Source organism: Agrobacterium sp. NPDC090273, assembly GCF_044772305.1.
Taxonomy (GTDB): Bacteria; Pseudomonadota; Alphaproteobacteria; order Rhizobiales; family Rhizobiaceae; genus Agrobacterium.
The window spans coordinates 376615-395311 of the sequence record NZ_JBIVYN010000002.1; the positions used below are offsets into that span (position 1 = coordinate 376615).

Genomic DNA, 18697 nt, shown 5'->3' on the forward strand with positions numbered 1-18697 from the left:
GAGTGGAGCCATCTTGTGAACATGCTATAAGCGCCAGAGTTCAACAGGATGAGGTTTTTAGTGAAAGAGGCGCAATCAACACCACTCGTCACGGTGATCGCAACCGGCGGCACCATTGCAAGCAAACGTGGCGAGGACGGAGCATTTAAGCCCGCGTTGACAGGTGATGACCTTCTTTCCGTTCTTCCCGAGGTCGATGCGCGTCTTCGAACGGTCAATCTGATGTCGAAAGATTCCTCCAGCCTTACCTTCGCCGACATGCAATCGATCAGCGATGCCGTGAAACAGCAAATCACTGACGGCGAGGTGCGTGGTGTCGTGGTGATGCATGGCACCGACACGATGGAAGAGAGCGCACTTCTCGTTCATTTGCAAAACGCCATCGAAAAGCCCGTGATTTTCACCGGCGCACAATTTGCTGCCGACCATGCCTGTTCTGATGGTCCAAGTAATCTTCACCATGCAATTTCGCTCGCGTCAGACGCCGTCAATGCTGCGCGTGGTGTTCAGATCGCCTTTGGTGGCAGGACTGTATCGGCATGGGGCGCATACAAATTCAGCAGCGACAAGGCCGACGCATTTCGAAATGCCCGTGGCGAAACAACGAGAACAAAATTCCAATTATCTGGTCGGGTTGATCCAGTCCGGGTGGACATGATCGCCATCTATCCCGGCTGCGACGCCACACAGATAAAGGCAAGTGTGGAGGCAAGTGCACGCGGCATCGTGCTGCAGGCCCTGGGATCGGGCAATGCCAATCGGCTGATTGTCGAGGCGGTTCGCGAATGCAAGTCCAAGGGTCTGCCGGTCATCATTTCCAGTCGCGTGCCCGACGGCGCACTTTCGCCCAGTTATGGTGGCGGGGGCGGTGGGCACGACCTAGCAAAAGCAGGAGCCATCCATTCACGCACATTGCGGCCGGGCCAGGCACGTATTCTCCTGGCCGCTCTTCTGGCAAGTGGCGCCGATGCTGACGCCATCCGAGATGCATTCGACGAAACCGTCGACGACGTGCATTAACGAAAAAAGGCGGCTCCACATCGGAAGCCGCCTTTTATACTGTCTCGAAAGAACAGATTTACTCTTTCGATTGAACCTCTGCCTTCCTGGCATTTTCTTCCATCAATTCATACCACATGGCGTTCATGACGGCGAAGATGGCGGCGAGAGGCAGGCCGAGCAGCCAGGCGAAATACCACATGTTCGATCTCCTTCTTTGATCTCAGTACGCGTGTCCGCTTTCATCACGGATCGACTTTTCATCCACTTTTCCCCACAGCACGTGGTAGACCCAGGTCGTGTAAGCAACGATCATCGGCACGAAGATCACCGCGACAACCAGCATGATGAACAGCGTCAGATGACTGGATGAAGCATCCCAGACAGTCAGGCTCGACTTCGGATCGACCGAGGACGGGAGGATGAAGGGAAACATCGAAAGGCCGACAGTCGAGATGATGCCGAAGATTGCCAGAGAACTGGCGAGAAGTGCCATCACTGCCTTGCGCATACGAATGAAAACAAAAGCGATCAGCGGCAGACCAAGGCCAAGTGCTGGCGCAATCATCATCCACGGATATGTGGTGTAGTTCTGGAACCAGATACCACTTGCCACTTCAACCGTTTTGCCAAGCGGATTGGACGGACCACCGGTGGCAATCTCGGACGTGAAGCGGTAACCATCAACGCCGAGCCACAGGAAAATGCCGCCAAGCGCAAAGACAACGGTCGTGGCAAGCGCCGCAACTTTCCCGAAAGCCCTGGCACGTTCGGCGATGACACCGTCCGTCTTCAGCATCAGCCATGCCGCACCATGCATCAGCAGCATGGCAACGGACACAAGACCGCAGAGAATGGCATAGGGGTTCAAAAGTTCGAACAGTGTCGTGCCGTCATAGAAGATCCTAAGGTCGTCATCGAAGTGGAACGGCACACCTTGAAGTACGTTGCCAACCGCAACGCCAAAGATCAGGGCAGGTACAAAGCCCCCGACGAACAAGGCCCAGTCCCAGCTTGTGCGCCACACTACACTCTCGCGCTTGGAGCGATATTTGAACCCCACCGGCCGCAAGATGAGCGCAAACAGGGTGGCGAACATCGCCAGATAGAAACCCGAGAAGGACACCGCGTAAAGGGGTGGCCAGGCCGCAAAGATGGCACCACCGCCAAGGATCAGCCACACCTGGTTGCCTTCCCAGGTTGGGCCGATGGAATTGATGACGACACGCCGCTCGATGTCGGTTTTAGCGACAAAAGGCAGCAACGCACCAGCACCGAGATCAAAACCACCGGTGACCGCAAATCCTATCAGCAGGACGCCGAGCAGCAACCACCAGATAAGGCGGAGAATTTCGTAGTCGATAAGTTCGTGCAGGATCATGTTGTTTACTCCGCAGCGACGAGTTTTTCGGGAACGAGCGGCGCCTCCGGTTCCTTGTCCGGATCAGGCCCCTTGCGGATCGCCTTGAGCATCAACCCCATCTCGATGATGAAAAGAACCGTGTAGATGGCGATGAAACACAGGAGCGTAATCAGAACCGTCGAAGCACTGAGGCTGGAGACCGCAGCGGCGGTCGGCAGCACACCTTCGATGATCCACGGCTGACGGCCGAACTCTGCGACGATCCAGCCCATTTCCGCAGCGATCCACGGCAGCGGAATGGCAAACACGGCCACCTTCAGCAGGATAGGATAGTGATCCAACCGGCGGCGGGCTGACAGGTAGAAGAATGTTGCCGTCAACAGGATGAAGAAGATGCCGAGCCCGACCATGATGCGGAACGACCAGAACAAGGTCGGGACGTGCGGAATGGTATCTGTCGCGGCCTTGGCGATCTGCTCGTCTGTCGCCTGTCTCGGATCGTCGACGTAGCGCTTGAGCAGCAATGCATATCCAAGTTCGTGCCCGAGTTCCGCAAAGGTGCCGCGTACTTCTTCAGGCAACTGCGTACCCTTGCCGGCGGCACGAATCTGCATCAGTGCATCATAGGCCTTGATGCCGTCACGGATACGGTTTTCAGCCTGCTTGACGAGATCGTTGATACCAGGAATTTCGGTGTCGAGCGAGCGTGTGCCGATCAGGCCCATGACCCAGGGAATATGAACGGCGAAATGGGTTTCGCGTGCTTCCTGATCGGGAAAACCAATCGCGGTGAAGGGAGCAGGTGCCGGTTCTGTTTCCCACATCGCTTCGATAGAGGCGAGTTTCATCTTCTGATGTTCAGTTGAGAGATAACCGCTCTCATCGCCCAGCACGACGACGGAGAGAGCCGAAGCAAGTCCGAACGAGGCCGCAACCGTCATCGAGCGTTTGGCAAGATCGACATGGCGTCCCTTCAGCACATACCAGGCTGAAACACCAAGGACAAAGATTGCGGCCGTTACATAGCCAGCCGAGACTGTATGGACGAATTTCGCCTGAGCGACCGGGTTGAACAGAACTTCGAAAAAATCCGTCACTTCCATGCGCATGGTCTGAGGATTGAAAGCCGAACCGACAGGATTTTGCATCCAGCCATTGGCAATCAAGATCCATAGTGCAGAGAAATTCGAACCGAGCGCAACGCACCAGGTCGCGATCAGGTGACCAACCTTCGACAGTTTATCCCAGCCGAAAAAGAAGAGACCAACGAAGGTGGCTTCCAGAAAGAACGCCATCATGCCTTCGATGGCGAGCGGCGCCCCGAAGATGTCACCAACATAGTGGCTGTAATAACTCCAGTTCATACCGAACTGGAATTCCATGACGATGCCGGTGGATACACCGAGCACGAAGTTGATGCCGAACAGTGTTCCCCAGAATTTCGTCATCTGTCGCCAGATCGTCCGGCCGGTCATGACATAGACCGTTTCCATGATGGCGATCACCACCGACAGACCAAGTGTCAGAGGGACGAACAAAAAATGATATAAGGCAGTAACTGCGAATTGGAGGCGCGATAGCGCCACGATGTCGAGTTCCATGTGTTTACCCCACCTTTTTCTTCAAAAAAGGTCAGTCTCCTGTTTCAAAAACAGCACCGACCCTGAAAAAATCGATCAGTCCGGACGCAATGTTTGCAACACTACGCCGTAGCCTGGGGTACCGCTTTGACATTCATCAAACGGATGCCCCTCTTTCAGAACCACAATGCGATCGGCGAATTCAGCCTCACGCCGATTGTGCGTCACCATCACGACAGTTTTTCCCGTCGCGTGTTGAAACAGCCTTGCGAGCACGTCGCGCGCTGTTTTGCCGTCGAGGCCTTCAGTCACCTCGTCCAGAAGCCAGAGGGGCCTGTCTCTCAACAGAAACCGCGCAAGCGCAAATCTGCGGGATTGCCCACCGGACAGGCCCTGCCCGCCCTCGCCCAGACGAGTTTCAAGCCCCTCGGGTAAGCGCTTGACCAGGGTACCAAGACCCGCAGCATCGAGGACGTCCCAGAGTTCGCGATCGGTCGCGTCGGGTTTGGCAAGCCGGAGATTGTCTCCAAGGCTGTCGCGAAACAGTTCGTTTCGTTGTGTGAGAAGCGACGAAGAGAAAGCGTTGACGTATCCGGTATCCGGTATCAGTTCGCCGGCAATCAGATTGAGCAGGCTTGTCTTTCCAGCACCGCTCGCCCCTAAGATTGCGACCGTTTCACCGGCCTTGATGTTTAAATCGACATCATCAAGAACCGGGCGGGAATTGCCAGTAAGCGTCAGTTTCACACCTGCAAATTCGACGGCCATGCCCGTTGCAGGCACGGAGGGAGAAAACACCGTATCAGCGGCAGAAAGGCGTGGGGCAATCCGTCGGGCGGAGAACAATGTTCTTCCAAGTTCCATTGCTCCCCTTCGCAAAGCAGCAAAAGGCTCCAAGGCGGCAAAACAGACGAGCAATCCCAAGGCTGCCGCGGGCGCATCGATCACACCATGTTCGGCCAGCCAGGCCATTCCCAACAGTGTAGTCGCCAGCAGAACGGCTGAGCTGATCCCAAACGAAAAGCCCGTTGCAACTTCAATCCGATTTAATTGATCGTCGCATCTTCTCAGATAATCGTCCGCGTCACACGCAGCCGCCACCTGTGCCGACAGGCGACCCGTCGTCAAGAACTCCGCCTGACCGCTGACCATGTCAGCGGTGCGCGCCCGCAAAGACTCAAGACCACTCGCACGGCGGCGAGCGAATTTTTCTGCCTTTAAGGAGGCTTTGATAGAGATTCCAAGGCCCGCGACCAGCAGGAAGATAGCTGCACCGAGCCCGGCGAGCGGGTGCATAATGCTAAGCCCTAGCCCCGTCGCAATCGCTGCCAGAATTGCAACGGCTCCCGGTACGAGAACGCGCAAATAAAGCGAATCCAGAGCGTCGATATCGGCCGTCAAACGGTTCAGCAGGCGAACCGGCCTGGCCTCGAGCGCCTTTGCAGCCATGGGCGCGGCCCAGCCACGAAAAAGCTTTTCCCGGAGTGCTGCGAGAACAGAAAGCGTTGCTTCATGCGTTGTCAGACGCTCGCCATATCGTGCGGCGGTCCGAGACAGCGCAAGCAGCCGGATTGCCGCTGATGGCGCAAAAACATCGAATGCATAGGCTGTCGCTGGTGCGAGACCGGCAATTGCCGTGGCCGTGATGAACCAGCCTGAGACGCCCAGAAGTCCAATACCAGCCATGACCGTTGTCGCGGCGAGCGCAGCACCTGCGCACAACATTGTCCGACGTGACGACCAAAAAAGCTGGGTGATGGGCTTCAACACGGCAAGACGCGACATCATGAACGCTCCTCCCCTTGGCTGAGGGCAGCCAGATCCACAACCCTGTCCATACGCCTCGCAAGAACCGGGTCATGCGTCGCCACGATCAGGGTCCTGTCTTTGGCGAGCCGACAGAGGCTGTCAGCAATCCGTTCCGCAGTTTCGCGATCGAGATGCGCCGTCGGCTCATCGACCAGCAACAGCTTTGTTGCAGAGTCGGCAACCGCCCGCGCTATGGCCAGCCTCACAGCCTCGCCGCCGGAGATTCCATGACCGCCATCACCGACGGGACAGTGTTGGCGCGCAGATACCAATGCATCGAGCCCAGTTTCCTGCAACGCACGGTCAACGCTTGTATCGGTGATATCAGGACGACCAAAGCGAACATTGGCTTTCAGCGAGCCGGCCGTAAAAAAAGGCTTCTGGCCGATCCATCCAACCGTCTGGCGCAATGCGTCAGCCGTATCGGCATTCAGTGGCGTGCCACCGATCTCGATTAAGCCCGTATCGGCAGCAGCAAAACCAGCGATCAAAGAGAGTATGGTCGATTTTCCGCAGCCAGAAGGGCCAAGGAGCGCAACGGATTCACCCTCCCGAACGGACAGGTCAAAATCGCAAATGACGTACGGCCCGCCCGGATAAGCGAAAGACAGCCCTTTGATCTCCAAGGTCGGTGCGCTCGCAATAGAACGTTCCGTAGCGTCCTGACAGTTTCCAACAACTGAGACCGCATTGTTCCTGAACTTGCGCAGTGCATCCATTGCCGCCTCGCCCGCAGCGCGATCGTGCCACACGGCAGACAGTTCGCGCATCGGTTCAAAAAAGGTGGGTGCCAGAAGCAAAATGAAAAGGCCTTCTGCCAGCGTCAACCGCTGCCCCCAGGCCCCGAATTCCAGAAAACCGAGCAGATGGAAGCCGACATAAACAGCGGTCATTGCAACCCCAAGAGCCGCGAACAACTCAAGGACCGCGGATGACAGGAAAGCAATCCGCAAAACTGCCATCGTCCGCTTCTTGAGGTTTTCGGCATCACCCCTAAGTCTACGGGCAGTTAGATCGACGGCCTCCAGGGACCGGATCGTTTGCAGTCCGCGCAAGCGATCCAGCAAGAAGGCGTTCATGTTGCCGGTCTCGGCCAGTTGCTTTTCGCTTGCCGCTTTGGCCTGCCAGCCGATCAGCGCCATGAACAGAGGTATCGTCGGCATGGCGAAAAGCAGCACCAGTGCGGCAACCCAGGAGAATGGGAAGATAGCGACGAAGAAAACAATGGGCACGACCGTCGCCTTCATTCTCGCCGGTAGAAACCGGGACAAGTAGGGGACGAGTGCTTCCGCACTCTCTGCAATTACACTTGCCGCCTCCCCGGACGTCGTACGGGATGAATCGAGGGGAGACGCTGTCGCCACAATAGCAAGCGCTTCCGCTCTCTCTTGAGAAAGTACGCGACGGGCAGCCTGAAACGATCGGCGTGATGCCGCTTTTTCCAGCCATGCTTTGAGAACCCCGAGGACGAGAACCGCAGAGGCGGCGGGCACGATCGATATCATCGGCGCCGCATCAGCGATCATACCGACGGAGAGAGCCAGCAATGCTGCCTGCGGCAACCAGATAAGGGCGACGACGGCATGCAAAAATGCGACGGACCTGCCTTGCGATGGGGCACGTTTCTTTTCCTGTCCAACGTTCGCGATCCCGGCTTCCGAAACCCGTCGTCCCGCCGTGTCATGAGCATTGTTCGTCGCTTCTCGAGCAAATTGACCGGGATCAGCGACAGCAGAGGAAGGCGATGCGGATGTGGAAGCGGTCATTGATCCCGTTACCTCTTTTTGCCGCGCGGTTTGGCAAGCGAAACAATCTTATCCTTGGTATCCAGTAGCTTGGTGACCTTCGCGCCCAATGCCAAAAGCGATGCCAGTCTCTCGGTTTCGAGCTTTTTGACGTCGTCGTACCAGCCAGTCAGTTGCTCGATCAGCACCTTCATGTCCTCGATACGCTTTTGGGCGTGGCGCTCGCTCTCGCTTTCAGGCGTCGTCATGAGAATTTCGCGCAATACGCTAAGCGTCGGATCAATTTCGCGTTTCTTACGCTCTTCCGCAAGTATACGAAGGATGTGCCAGACATCTTCCGGAGTCGTGAAAAAGTCGCGCCTATCTCCGGGCAGATGCTTGAGGATTGCAAGGTTCCAGGCCTGAAGCTCTTTCAGGCTCATCGACACATTCGAACGAGAGATCGCCAACGCCTCGACGATATCGTCTGCGCAGAGCGGCTCCGGCGATAGATAAAGAAGAGCATAGACCTGCCCGACCGTGCGATTGATTCCCCATCGACTGCCCATTTCGCCGAAATGCAGCACAAATGACTGGACGAGAGGCGAGAGATTTGCAGACACGCTTTATTTCCTAATTTTCAGTAATTTCTGAAACTTCGATATAACAAAAAACAAACGACATCAAATCTCCTTTTTGAACTGCGTCAAAAAGCGTCACACAGACAAACGGCAGGCCGCTGAAGGCTTTGAATGACAGGGCCTTGCCGATAATCTCGATACGAGCCCGCAAGAATTCGCATGATACCGATATCATCTGGTCTTCCCATGCCGCCGCAATGCCAACAGATGATTTTTTTCACTCAATGACTTTGCACGCCAGATGTACTGCGGTTATTCAGGAAATGCCTTGAAGGCGGGATTTGCGCGGACGGCACGACTGAATTTCAGGGTTCTGACCTTGACAAAGCCGTAACGGGCAAGCGAATGTTACCGATAACACACTAGGAAATCCGTGGAGGAAATTGTGAGCCTTAAGTTGTTTGACCTTTCCGGCCGTCGTGCCCTGATTACGGGCTCTTCACAGGGCATTGGCCTTGCGCTGGCGAAGGGTCTGGCGGAAGCAGGCGCCGAAGTTGTCCTGAACGGCAGAGACGAAACAAAACTCAAAGCTGCGGCTGAAAGCATCAAGGGCGCTAAAACTCTTGCATTCGACGCCACTGACCACGCGGCAGTTCGTGAAGCGATCGATCGCTTCGAGGCCGAAGTCGGCGCAATCGATATTCTCGTCAACAATGCCGGGATGCAACACCGCACACCGCTTGAAGACTTTCCTGCCGACGCCTTCGAGCGCCTTCTGCAGACCAACATCGCCTCGGTTTTTCACGCTGGACAGGCGGCTGCCCGCCACATGATTGGCCGTGGACGCGGAAAGATCATCAACATCGCCAGCGTCCAGACTGCCCTTGCTCGCCCGGGCATCGCCCCATACACCGCCACGAAAGGCGCCGTTGGAAACCTGACAAAGGGCATGGCAACCGACTGGGCGAAGTACGGCCTGCAGTGCAACGCCATCGCGCCGGGTTATTTCGACACGCCGCTTAACGCCGCACTCGTGGCAGACCCGGCCTTTACCGGCTGGCTCGAAAAGCGCACGCCCGCCGGACGGTGGGGCAAGGTAGACGAGCTTGTCGGCGCCTGCATTTTCCTCTCGTCGGACGCATCCACATTTGTCAACGGACATATTCTCTACGTGGACGGCGGCATCAGCGTTTCGCTCTAAAACCCCTCGTCTCCGCCGCGCCAGCTGATCCAGCATTTCGGCGGAGACGTTTCCATCATGATGCTTTGGGAGGAGGCCCATGACAATGACGACCGAAACCAGCAGAGTAGCCTTGATCGGCGCGGGCGCCATGGGAGGCGCCATCGGTACCCGGCTGCTAGAAACGGGAAATCATCTGACGGTCTTCGATCTCGATAAAGAAAAGGTCGCGGCGCTGACGGGACGCGGCGCCCATGCAGCATCAACAGCGGCCGATGCGGCGTCGGCATCCGATGTCGTCATTCTCAGCCTCAACTCGCCAAAAATCATCCGTATCGCTGTCTTCGGCGAAAACGGGGTTGCGGCTGGAGCAAAGCCCGGAACACTCATCATTGATATGTCGTCCATCGATCCAGAGGCGACCAAGGAACTGGCGGCCGACTCTGCCGCAAAGGGCCTTCGCTGGGTTGACAGCCCGCTCTCCGGCGGCGCTCCAAAAGCCCTTATCGGCCAGCTTACCTTGATGGCTGGCGGCAGCGAGACCGATGTCTCTGATGCCCACCGTGTTCTGCGCCACGTGGCGAGCAATTTTACCCATATGGGTCCTAGCGGCGCCGGGCAGACCACAAAGCTTATCAACCAGGTTTTGTGCGGACTGAACTTCCTTGCGGTAGCTGAAGCCACACAACTCGCCCTCGACGCCGGCGTCGACGCCGCAAAAATCCCGCAGGCGCTGAAAGGTGGTCGCGCTGACAGCGCCATCCTGCAGGAATACATGCCGCGCTTCGTCGAGAAGGATTACCGCCGCACCGGTCGCATCGACAACATGGTCAAAGACCTGAACGGCGCGCAGGATCTGGCACGCCGAACCAACACGGCCATGCCGCTGACCGCCGTCTGCGCGGAAGTCCACCGCATGTTGACGGCGGCCGGACTGGGTGGAGAAGATCAGGCTGCCCTGATGGAATTCTTCAGCGGCGCGAAACGGCAATTTCCACAATAGGAGTTCCAGGAGGCCCCACTGGAGGCGCCACAACCCTGAAAAAGCGTTGCTCTCAAATGTGCGTCGTCGGTAAAGCTGTCGACAGCTTGACCGTTTCCATCGAGATGTAGGCCGACATGTCGTAGAGTTCGACACGCCGGATGATCTGCTTGTAGACCGTGTCGTAATATTCGACGTTCGGCAGAACCAGCTTGAGAATATAATCGAAATTGCCGGTAAGCCTGTGGACCTCGACGATTTCGGGAATTGTGCTGACCGCCGAATGAAAGCGTTCGAGCCACTCTTCGCCGTGCAGTCCTGTTCTCACAAGCAGGAAAACCGTCGTCGGCAGATTGACCTTTTTCCTGTCCAGCAGCGCCATTGTGCCGGTAATGTAACCCTCACTCCGCAGCCGGGTCAGACGCCGCGAGCAGGCGGATGGCGACAGGGAAACCTGCTCGGCGATATCGGCGAGCGGCGTTTCGGCATTTTGCTGGAGAATCGCAAGAATGCGACGGTCACGGTCATCAATCATGTTTCGATGATGCGTCAGATTTCTTCATGGCGCAAATCAATTGCACATTTTAAATTCAATGAGCAAATAGAATGCGTGAACCAGTAATTACGCGGCGAACAACGCATCAAACTCCCATAAGATGAATGGCATCATGGGCGCCAATCGAGAATTATACCGAGGGAAGACATAATGAAACGGATCGGCCTGATCGGCGGCATGAGCTGGGAATCGACGGCAACCTATTACCGGCTCATCAATGAGGCAGTGCGCGAAAGCTGCGGCGGCCTGGTATCGGCTGATCTCGTCATGCATTCGCTTGATTTCTCCCAGGTGGTTGCGCTGCAAAAGGCAGATCGTTGGGATGAGGCTGGCGCGCTCCTCGGTGCGGCCGGCGCCCGCCTGGCCAATGCAGGTGCGGACTGTGTACTGATCTGCACCAACACCATGCATCTTGTCGCAGACACCGTGGCAAAGATGTCAGGCGTCACTCTGATCGACATCATCGACGAGACCGCTGCAGCTCTGAAAGCTGACGGCCGCAGCAAGCCGCTGCTTCTCGCAACACGCTATACGATGGAGCATGGTTTCTACACCGACCGCATGCGCCAAAATGGCATCGAGGTCTTCGTGCCGGAGTTGGAAGACAGGGTTGCTGTCCATGACATCATCTTCAGCGAACTATGCCGTGGCGAGGTCAAAGCAACGTCACGTCAGACATATCTCGACATCATTGAGAAGGCGCGTGGATTGGGTGTCGACTCGATCATCCTGGGCTGCACTGAAATTTCACTTCTGATCGATCCGAACTCATTGCCGTTGCCGGGCTACGACTCGACGGAAATTCACGCAAAGGCGGCCGTCAGGTTCGCACTGGAAGGCGGCGCACTTCACAAAGCCGCGTAAAATGTGCCGCCTTTTCGCCTATTCGGGCAAACCTGTCTGGCTCGACAGCCTTCTGATCGAGCCAGAGGCCTCGCTTGTCAGCCAATCAATGGCGGCGCGAGAAGCCAAGACCGTCGTCAACGGCGACGGCTGTGGCATTGGCTGGTATGGAGAACGCGGCGCGCCCGGCGTCTTTCGTGATACGCGGCCTGCCTGGTCTGACGCCAATCTTGCAGCCCTCTGCCATCAGATCCGCTCCGGAATGTTCATGGCGCACGTCCGTTCAGCGACGTCAGGCGAAGTGTCCCGTGCCAATTGCCATCCCTTCTCCCTTGGCCGACATCTTTTCATGCATAACGGCCAGATCGGCGGTTATGAGCGGATAAGGCGGGATGTCGATTCTCTCATTCCAGATCACATCTATTCTGCCAGACGCGGCACCGGCGACAGCGAAGCAATCTTCCTGATTGCGGCCGGCCATAACCTGCAAGAAGATCCGGTATCGGCAATCGCCAGAGCCCTTAAACTCTGTCGGGAAAAGATGATTGCCGGCGGCGTTACCTCGGCATTGCGCTTCAGCGCGGTGCTCATGGATGGGGACTGCCTGCACGCATTCCGCTGGTCGAGCGACGCGACGCCGCCATCGCTCTATTGGCGTGCGCTTGAAGACGGTATCGCCATCAGTTCCGAGCCTTTTTCTTTCGACGCCGCACCCTGGTGTGTCGTACCACCCAATACCGTCGTCAGGATCAGCGCCTGCGGAATGACTGCCGAAAACTTCGAACCGGCATGATGGGATGCCGGACAGCTCTGTGGACGATAAAGTTCCGGCACAACGGGCATCCGCAAAGCGTTACGTCCGCCGTTTTTTCACTCCACCAATGATTTTCCGGACAGATGCGCCAAGGTGGCGGAACTGAAATCGTCCAACGCACCGGCCGGGCATAATCTCGCGAGCCTACGAGAAAAAGCTTTCTTTTCCAATATTAAGCTCTTCATCTTTCCAAAAAAAACGCTGTTGCCACACCTCCATATCGATGCATAAACTGGCACCGTTACAGGTAAGCCGGATCGACACAATCAGACCCTCTCCTCCCACCAAGGTGCTGACCGACCAATGATCAACAAACTCGCCACCAACGACCTCCCTCGTCCCGCGCCGCGCAGCTCCAACCCGGAGATCATGGCCAACGAAATCATCGAGCGACTGACCTATCGTATCGGCAAGGACGTCAAGGTTGCCAAGCCTCACGACTGGCTGACGGCCACAATCCTCGTCGTTCGCGACCGCATCATCGACAAGTGGATGGAATCCACCCGCAAGGCCTACCAGGACAATTCCAAGCGCGTTTATTACCTGTCGCTGGAGTTTCTGATCGGTCGTCTGATGCGCGACGCAATCTCCAATCTCGGCCTGATGCATGAAATCAAGGACGCCTTGTCGTCCCTCGGCGTTGATCTTGATGTCATCGCGGGTTTGGAGCCGGATGCTGCCCTCGGCAATGGTGGCCTTGGACGTTTGGCCGCCTGTTTCATGGAATCCATGGCAACGGTCGACATCCCCGCCTATGGTTATGGCATCCGCTATGTGCACGGGCTTTTCCGTCAGCAGATGGCCGATGGCTGGCAGGTTGAGCTACCAGAAACCTGGCTTGCTCACGGTAACCCCTGGGAATTCGAACGCCGCGAAAGCTCCTACGAAATTGGCTTTGGTGGCTCAGTCGAAACCATTGGCGGATACGAAGAACCGCAGCGCTTCGTGTGGAAGCCTGCAGAGCGCGTCATTGCCATGGCAGTGGACACACCTGTTGTCGGTTGGCGCGGCACCCGCGTCAACACGCTGCGTCTCTGGTCGGCTCAACCTATTGACCCGATCCTGCTCGCTGCATTCAATGCAGGCGACCACATCGGCGCACTGCGCGAAAGCAACAAAGCCGAGAGCCTGACGCGTGTTCTCTATCCCGCAGACGCCACGCCAGCCGGTCAGGAACTACGTCTGAGACAAGAGTTCTTCTTCTCGTCCGCATCCCTGCAGGACATCCTGCGTCGCCATTTACAGCAGTATCCGGACTTCACATCGCTGCCTGACAAGGTGTCCATTCAGCTCAACGACACCCATCCGGCCATCTCCATTGCCGAAATGATGCGTTTGCTCTGCGACGTCCATGGCTTGGAGTTCGAGGAGGCCTGGAAAATCACGCAGGGCACCTTCTCCTACACCAACCACACGCTGCTTCCCGAAGCGCTGGAAAGCTGGCCGGTCCCGCTGCTCGAGCGACTTTTGCCACGCCACATGCAGATCATTTATGCGATCAACGCCAATACGCTGGTGTTTGCCCGCAAGGAAAAGAAGATGGTCGATCAACAGATCCGCGCCATCTCCCTTATCGATGAGACTGGCGAGCGACGGGTCCGCATGGGCAACCTCGCCTTCATCGGTTCCCACTCGATCAACGGCGTTTCGGCACTGCACACCGATCTGATGAAGGAAACGGTCTTCGCAGACCTCCATAATCTTTATCCCGACCGCATTAACAACAAGACGAACGGCATCACGCCCCGCCGCTGGTTGATGCAATGTAACCCCGGCCTGACTGGGCTCATCCGCGAGGCAATCGGCGACGAGTTCCTCGACGATGCGGAGAAGCTGACGGCGCTGGACAGATTCGCGGAAGATTCGAGCTTCCGCGACAAGTTTGCCGAAGTGAAGCGTTTGAACAAGGTTCGACTGGCAAACACGGTTGCACAGCGCATGGGCATCCGTGTCGATCCATCCGCAATCTTCGACATCCAGATCAAGCGTATTCACGAATACAAGCGGCAGCTTCTCAATCTCGTGGAAACGGTGGCGCTTTACGACCAGATCCGCTCTCATCCGGAGCTTGACTGGGTGCCGCGCGTGAAGTTCTTCGCCGGCAAGGCCGCACCAAGTTACCACAACGCCAAGCTCATCATCAAACTCGCCAATGATATCGCTCGTGTCATCAACAATGATCCGGCCGTGCGCGGGCTGCTGAAAGTCGTGTTCATTCCGAACTACAACGTCTCGCTGGCGGAAATCATGGTTCCCGCCGCCGACCTCTCGGAACAGATTTCCACTGCCGGCATGGAAGCATCCGGCACCGGCAACATGAAATTCGCTCTGAATGGCGCCCTCACCATCGGCACGCTTGACGGGGCGAACGTGGAGATGCGCGATCACGTTGGTGCCGATAATATCGTCATTTTCGGCATGACCGCCGAAGAAGTCGCGAAAACACGTGCTGACGGTCACAATCCACGCGCCATCATCGAGGGCTCGGCGGAACTGTCTCAGGCGCTTTCATCGATCGCTTCCGGTGTTTTCTCGCCCGATGACCGCTCACGTTTCTCCGGACTGATGGACGGTCTCTATAACAGCGACTGGTTCATGGTCACCGCCGACTTCGACGACTATGCGCGGGCACAACGCGAGGTCGACACGATCTGGGGCGACCCCACAGCCTGGTATTCCAAAACCATCCGCAATACCGCACGCATGGGCTGGTTCTCATCCGACCGGACAATCCGGCAATATGCGTCAGAAATCTGGAGAGCCTGATGAAAAAACCGCTCAATTCGGCCGACGAGAAAAAAACTGGTGAGGTAACACAGGCTGAAATAGAGGCAATCAAGAGCGGTTTGCACTCCAATCCCTTTGCAATTCTCGGCGTTCACGGAACGCCGGGAAATTTCGTTGCGCGCTGTTTTATTCCAGGCGCCGAAGAAGTGACGGTGATGCGGCTGGACGGTCATATCGCCGGAGAGCTGAAGCGCATCGATACCGATGGTTTTTTTGAGGGCTTGGTCGACCTGCCGTCGCGCCAGCCGATCCGCTACCGTGCCTGTCGCGATGATGCGGAATGGGCTGTAACCGATCCGTACAGCTTCGGCCCCGTTCTTGGTCCGATGGACGACTATTTCGTTCGCGAGGGGTCGCATCTGCGCCTCTTCGACAAGATGGGTGCACACCCGCTGAAACTCGAAGGAGTTGAAGGTTTTCACTTTGCGGTCTGGGCGCCCAATGCCCGGCGGGTTTCCGTTGTCGGCGATTTCAACAATTGGGATGGCCGCCGACACGTCATGCGTTTTCGCAAGGACACCGGCATCTGGGAGATTTTTGCACCTGATGTTTATGCAGGCTGCGCTTACAAGTTCGAAATCGTCGGCGCCAATGGCGAGTTGTTGCCGCTGAAGGCTGACCCCTTTGCACGAAAAGCAGAGCTTCGTCCCAAAAACGCCTCGGTGACAGCCCTGGAACTTACTCAGCAATGGGAAGACCACGCGCACCGCGAACATTGGGCAACAGTCGACCAGCGACGCCAGCCGATCAGTATTTACGAGGTGCATGCCGGTTCATGGCAACGACGCGATGACGGTACCTTCCTGAGCTGGGACGAACTTGCAGCAAGACTGATCCCCTACTGCACCGATATGGGCTTTACCCACATCGAATTTCTGCCGATTTCCGAACATCCATTCGATCCTTCGTGGGGCTACCAGACAACAGGCCTTTACGCGCCTTCTGCCCGATTTGGTGATCCGGAAGGGTTTGCAAGGTTCGTCAACGGTGCTCACAAGGTTGGTATTGGTGTCATTCTCGACTGGGTGCCGGCGCATTTCCCCACAGACGAACATGGCCTGCGCTGGTTCGACGGAACCGCGCTTTATGAACACGCCGATCCACGTCAGGGCTTCCATCCGGACTGGAACACCGCGATCTACAATTTCGGCCGCGTTGAGGTCATGTCTTACCTCATCAACAACGCGCTTTTCTGGGCCGAGAAATTCCATCTCGATGGATTGCGCGTCGATGCCGTGGCATCGATGCTCTACCTTGATTATTCTCGCAAGGAAGGCGAGTGGATACCGAACGAATATGGCGGCCGTGAAAATCTGGAATCCGTCCGTTTCCTGCAGAAAATGAACTCGCTGGTGTACGGCACCCATCCCGGTGTCATGACGATTGCGGAAGAATCCACGTCCTGGCCCAAAGTCTCACAGCCCGTTCATGAAGGTGGCCTGGGCTTCGGCTTCAAGTGGAACATGGGCTTCATGCACGACACGCTGAGCTATTTCTCGCGTGAACCGGTGCACCGCAAATTCCACCATCAGGAACTGACCTTCGGACTGCTTTACGCCTTCAGTGAAAATTTCGTGCTACCGCTCAGCCATGACGAAGTCGTGCATGGCAAGGGCTCGCTGATTGCCAAGATGTCCGGCGACGACTGGCAAAAATTTGCGAACCTCAGATCGTATTATGCGTTCATGTGGGGTTACCCCGGCAAGAAGCTGCTGTTCATGGGACAGGAATTTGCACAGTGGAGCGAATGGAGCGAGAAGGGTTCGCTTGACTGGAACCTGCGCCAATACCCGATGCACGAGGGCATGCGCCGCCTCGTGCGAGACCTGAATTTCACCTATCGCTCCAAACCGGCATTGCATGCGCGCGACTGCGAACCAGACGGGTTCCAGTGGCTGGTCGTCGAGGACCACGACAACTCCGTCTTCGCATGGTTGCGCAAGGCACCCGGCGAGAAGCCAGTCGCGGTGATCAGCAATCTGACGCCGGTTTATCGGGAAAGCTATTATGTGCCGCTACCTTCTGCCGGACGTTGGCGGGAAATTCTCAACACCGATGCCGAAATCTACGGCGGCAGCGGCAAAGGAAATGGCGGACGCGTCCAGGCTGTGGATGCCGGCGGGCAAATCGGAGCGATGATCGTGCTGCCACCGCTGGCAACCATCATGCTCGAGCCGGAAAACTGACGGGAACAACAAACGGGAGGACAAGACATGTCAGAAAAGAGAGTTCAGCCCTTGGCGCGTGATGCAATGGCCTATGTCCTCGCAGGCGGAAGAGGAAGCCGCCTGAAAGAACTGACGGACCGGCGAGCAAAACCAGCGGTCTACTTCGGTGGCAAGGCCCGCATCATCGACTTCGCGCTGTCAAACGCGCTCAACTCCGGTATCCGTCGTATCGGCGTTGCCACGCAATACAAGGCACATTCGCTGATCCGCCATTTGCAGCGCGGCTGGGACTTCTTCCGTCCCGAACGAAACGAAAGCTTTGATATTCTGCCCGCCTCCCAACGCGTTTCCGAAACGCAATGGTATGAAGGCACGGCCGATGCAGTCTATCAAAACATCGATATCATCGAGCCCTATGGCCCCGAATATATGGTCATCCTGGCCGGCGACCACATCTACAAGATGGACTACGAATACATGCTACAGCAGCATGTCGATTCGGGTGCAGACGTGACGATCGGCTGCCTCGAGGTACCACGCAAGGAAGCCTCAGGCTTCGGCGTCATGCACGTGAACGAAAAAGACGAGATCATCAATTTCATCGAAAAACCTGCTGATCCACCGGGCATTCCAGGCAATGAAAACTTCGCGCTGGCCTCGATGGGTATCTATGTCTTCCACACGAAGTTTCTGATGGACGCGCTTCGCCGCGATGCTGCCGATCCAACATCGAGCCGCGATTTTGGCAAGGATATTATTCCCTACATCGTTGCCCACGGCAAAGCCGTCGCGCACCGTTTCGCCTCCTCCTGCGTTCGCTCCGATTTCGAGCATGGCCCCTACTGGCGCGACGTCGGTACCATCGATGCCTATTGGCAGGCCAATGTCGACCTGACAGACGTGGTGCCGGATCTCGATATCTACGATAAATCCTGGCCGATCTGGACCTATGCGGAAATTACGCCGCCGGCCAAGTTCGTGCATGACGATGAAGATCGTCGTGGCTCGGCGGTATCTTCCGTCGTATCGGGCGACTGCATCATCTCTGGCGCAGCGCTTCAGCGCAGCCTGTTATTCACAGGTGTTCGCGCCAATTCATACTCCCGCCTTGAGAATGCCGTAGTACTGCCGAGTGTGAAAATCGGGCGACATGCCCAGCTTAAGAATGTTGTCATCGACCATGGCGTGGTCATTCCGGAAGGATTGATTGTTGGAGAAGACCCCGAACTCGATGCGAAACGTTTCCGCCGCACCGAAAACGGCATTTGCCTTATTACCCAATCGATGATCGACAAGCTGGATTTGTAGCAC

Annotated in this window: 16 protein-coding genes; 8 read left to right on the forward strand and 8 right to left on the reverse strand. The window is 56.6% G+C overall.

Features of this window, described 5'->3' with window-relative positions:
• The first annotated feature begins 60 nt into the window (after positions 1-60).
• Positions 61-1020, forward strand: a complete 960-nt coding sequence (locus ACIQT8_RS08075) for an asparaginase (RefSeq protein WP_400964669.1) — start codon at positions 61-63, stop codon at positions 1018-1020.
• 58 nt (positions 1021-1078) lie between these two features.
• Here the strand turns inward: ACIQT8_RS08075 and cydX are convergent, their stop codons facing one another.
• The 7 genes from cydX to ACIQT8_RS08110 form a co-directional block, all read right to left on the reverse strand.
• Positions 1079-1201 carry a cytochrome bd-I oxidase subunit CydX gene (gene cydX, locus ACIQT8_RS08080; RefSeq protein ID WP_400964670.1) on the reverse strand — a complete coding sequence of 41 codons (123 nt, stop codon included), beginning with the start codon at positions 1199-1201 and terminating at the stop codon, positions 1079-1081.
• 21 nt (positions 1202-1222) lie between these two features.
• Positions 1223-2380, reverse strand: a complete 1158-nt coding sequence (cydB, locus tag ACIQT8_RS08085) for a cytochrome d ubiquinol oxidase subunit II (protein WP_400964671.1) — start codon at positions 2378-2380, stop codon at positions 1223-1225.
• A 5-nt stretch (positions 2381-2385) separates the two neighbouring features.
• Positions 2386-3963 (reverse strand): cytochrome ubiquinol oxidase subunit I, encoded by a 1578-nt coding sequence (locus tag ACIQT8_RS08090; RefSeq protein ID WP_400964672.1) that lies wholly within the window; start codon positions 3961-3963, stop codon positions 2386-2388.
• A 75-nt stretch (positions 3964-4038) separates the two neighbouring features.
• Positions 4039-5730 (reverse strand): thiol reductant ABC exporter subunit CydC, encoded by a 1692-nt coding sequence (gene cydC, locus ACIQT8_RS08095; RefSeq protein WP_400964673.1) that lies wholly within the window; start codon positions 5728-5730, stop codon positions 4039-4041.
• Complete coding sequence (cydD, locus tag ACIQT8_RS08100) at positions 5727-7517, reverse strand: thiol reductant ABC exporter subunit CydD (RefSeq protein ID WP_400964674.1); 1791 nt, start codon at positions 7515-7517, stop codon at positions 5727-5729. Before cydD ends, cydC begins: the two co-directional genes overlap by 4 nt.
• Positions 7518-7525: 8 nt before the next feature.
• Positions 7526-8098, reverse strand: coding sequence for a GbsR/MarR family transcriptional regulator (locus ACIQT8_RS08105; protein WP_400964675.1), 573 nt, complete (start codon positions 8096-8098; stop codon positions 7526-7528).
• A gap of 10 nt (positions 8099-8108) precedes the next feature.
• Positions 8109-8291: a hypothetical protein gene (locus tag ACIQT8_RS08110; protein ID WP_400964676.1), complete on the reverse strand. Its 183-nt coding sequence runs from the start codon at positions 8289-8291 to the stop codon at positions 8109-8111.
• Between the two features lie 210 nt (positions 8292-8501).
• On the opposite strand from ACIQT8_RS08110, the gene ACIQT8_RS08115 reads away from it, so the two are divergent.
• Both ACIQT8_RS08115 and ACIQT8_RS08120 read left to right on the forward strand, forming a co-directional pair.
• Complete coding sequence (locus ACIQT8_RS08115; RefSeq protein ID WP_262527702.1) at positions 8502-9257, forward strand: SDR family oxidoreductase; 756 nt, start codon at positions 8502-8504, stop codon at positions 9255-9257.
• Between the two features lie 79 nt (positions 9258-9336).
• Positions 9337-10239: an NAD(P)-dependent oxidoreductase gene (locus ACIQT8_RS08120; protein ID WP_400964677.1), complete on the forward strand. Its 903-nt coding sequence runs from the start codon at positions 9337-9339 to the stop codon at positions 10237-10239.
• A gap of 52 nt (positions 10240-10291) precedes the next feature.
• Here the strand turns inward: ACIQT8_RS08120 and ACIQT8_RS08125 are convergent, their stop codons facing one another.
• Positions 10292-10753, reverse strand: a complete 462-nt coding sequence (locus ACIQT8_RS08125; protein WP_138792024.1) for an Lrp/AsnC family transcriptional regulator — start codon at positions 10751-10753, stop codon at positions 10292-10294.
• 171 nt (positions 10754-10924) lie between these two features.
• Between ACIQT8_RS08125 and ACIQT8_RS08130 the strand changes: the two genes are divergently transcribed.
• The 5 genes from ACIQT8_RS08130 (at position 10925) to glgC (ending at position 18694) form a co-directional block, all read left to right on the forward strand.
• Positions 10925-11638, forward strand: a complete 714-nt coding sequence (locus ACIQT8_RS08130; RefSeq protein ID WP_400964678.1) for an aspartate/glutamate racemase family protein — start codon at positions 10925-10927, stop codon at positions 11636-11638.
• Position 11639: 1 nt separating this feature from the next.
• On the forward strand, positions 11640-12410 hold the full coding sequence (locus ACIQT8_RS08135; RefSeq protein WP_138792022.1) for a class II glutamine amidotransferase: 771 nt from the start codon (positions 11640-11642) through the stop codon (positions 12408-12410).
• A 324-nt stretch (positions 12411-12734) separates the two neighbouring features.
• A complete protein-coding gene (locus ACIQT8_RS08140) occupies positions 12735-15197 on the forward strand; it encodes a glycogen/starch/alpha-glucan phosphorylase (protein WP_138792021.1) in 2463 nt (820 codons plus the stop codon).
• A complete protein-coding gene (gene glgB / locus ACIQT8_RS08145; protein ID WP_400964679.1) occupies positions 15197-17404 on the forward strand; it encodes a 1,4-alpha-glucan branching protein GlgB in 2208 nt (735 codons plus the stop codon). Before ACIQT8_RS08140 ends, glgB begins: the two co-directional genes overlap by 1 nt.
• A gap of 27 nt (positions 17405-17431) precedes the next feature.
• Positions 17432-18694: a glucose-1-phosphate adenylyltransferase gene (gene glgC, locus ACIQT8_RS08150; protein ID WP_138792019.1), complete on the forward strand. Its 1263-nt coding sequence runs from the start codon at positions 17432-17434 to the stop codon at positions 18692-18694.
• Positions 18695-18697 lie beyond the last annotated feature (3 nt).

Bases quoted from the DNA above. Each gene is read 5' to 3' on its own strand.
- cydX (WP_400964670.1), bottom strand. From the start codon at position 1,201: ATGTGGTATTTCGCCTGGCTGCTCGGCCTGCCTCTCGCCGCCATCTTC.
- cydB (WP_400964671.1), bottom strand. From the start codon at position 2,380: ATGATCCTGCACGAACTTATCGACTACGAAATTCTCCGCCTTATCTGG.
- ACIQT8_RS08090 (WP_400964672.1), bottom strand. From the start codon at position 3,963: ATGGAACTCGACATCGTGGCGCTATCGCGCCTCCAATTCGCAGTTACT.
- cydC (WP_400964673.1), bottom strand. From the start codon at position 5,730: ATGATGTCGCGTCTTGCCGTGTTGAAGCCCATCACCCAGCTTTTTTGG.
- cydD (WP_400964674.1), bottom strand. From the start codon at position 7,517: ATGACCGCTTCCACATCCGCATCGCCTTCCTCTGCTGTCGCTGATCCC.
- ACIQT8_RS08110 (WP_400964676.1), bottom strand. From the start codon at position 8,291: ATGATATCGGTATCATGCGAATTCTTGCGGGCTCGTATCGAGATTATC.
- ACIQT8_RS08120 (WP_400964677.1), top strand. From the start codon at position 9,337: ATGACAATGACGACCGAAACCAGCAGAGTAGCCTTGATCGGCGCGGGC.
- ACIQT8_RS08125 (WP_138792024.1), bottom strand. From the start codon at position 10,753: ATGATTGATGACCGTGACCGTCGCATTCTTGCGATTCTCCAGCAAAAT.
- ACIQT8_RS08130 (WP_400964678.1), top strand. From the start codon at position 10,925: ATGAAACGGATCGGCCTGATCGGCGGCATGAGCTGGGAATCGACGGCA.
- ACIQT8_RS08135 (WP_138792022.1), top strand. From the start codon at position 11,640: ATGTGCCGCCTTTTCGCCTATTCGGGCAAACCTGTCTGGCTCGACAGC.
- ACIQT8_RS08140 (WP_138792021.1), top strand. From the start codon at position 12,735: ATGATCAACAAACTCGCCACCAACGACCTCCCTCGTCCCGCGCCGCGC.
- glgB (WP_400964679.1), top strand. From the start codon at position 15,197: ATGAAAAAACCGCTCAATTCGGCCGACGAGAAAAAAACTGGTGAGGTA.
- glgC (WP_138792019.1), top strand. From the start codon at position 17,432: ATGTCAGAAAAGAGAGTTCAGCCCTTGGCGCGTGATGCAATGGCCTAT.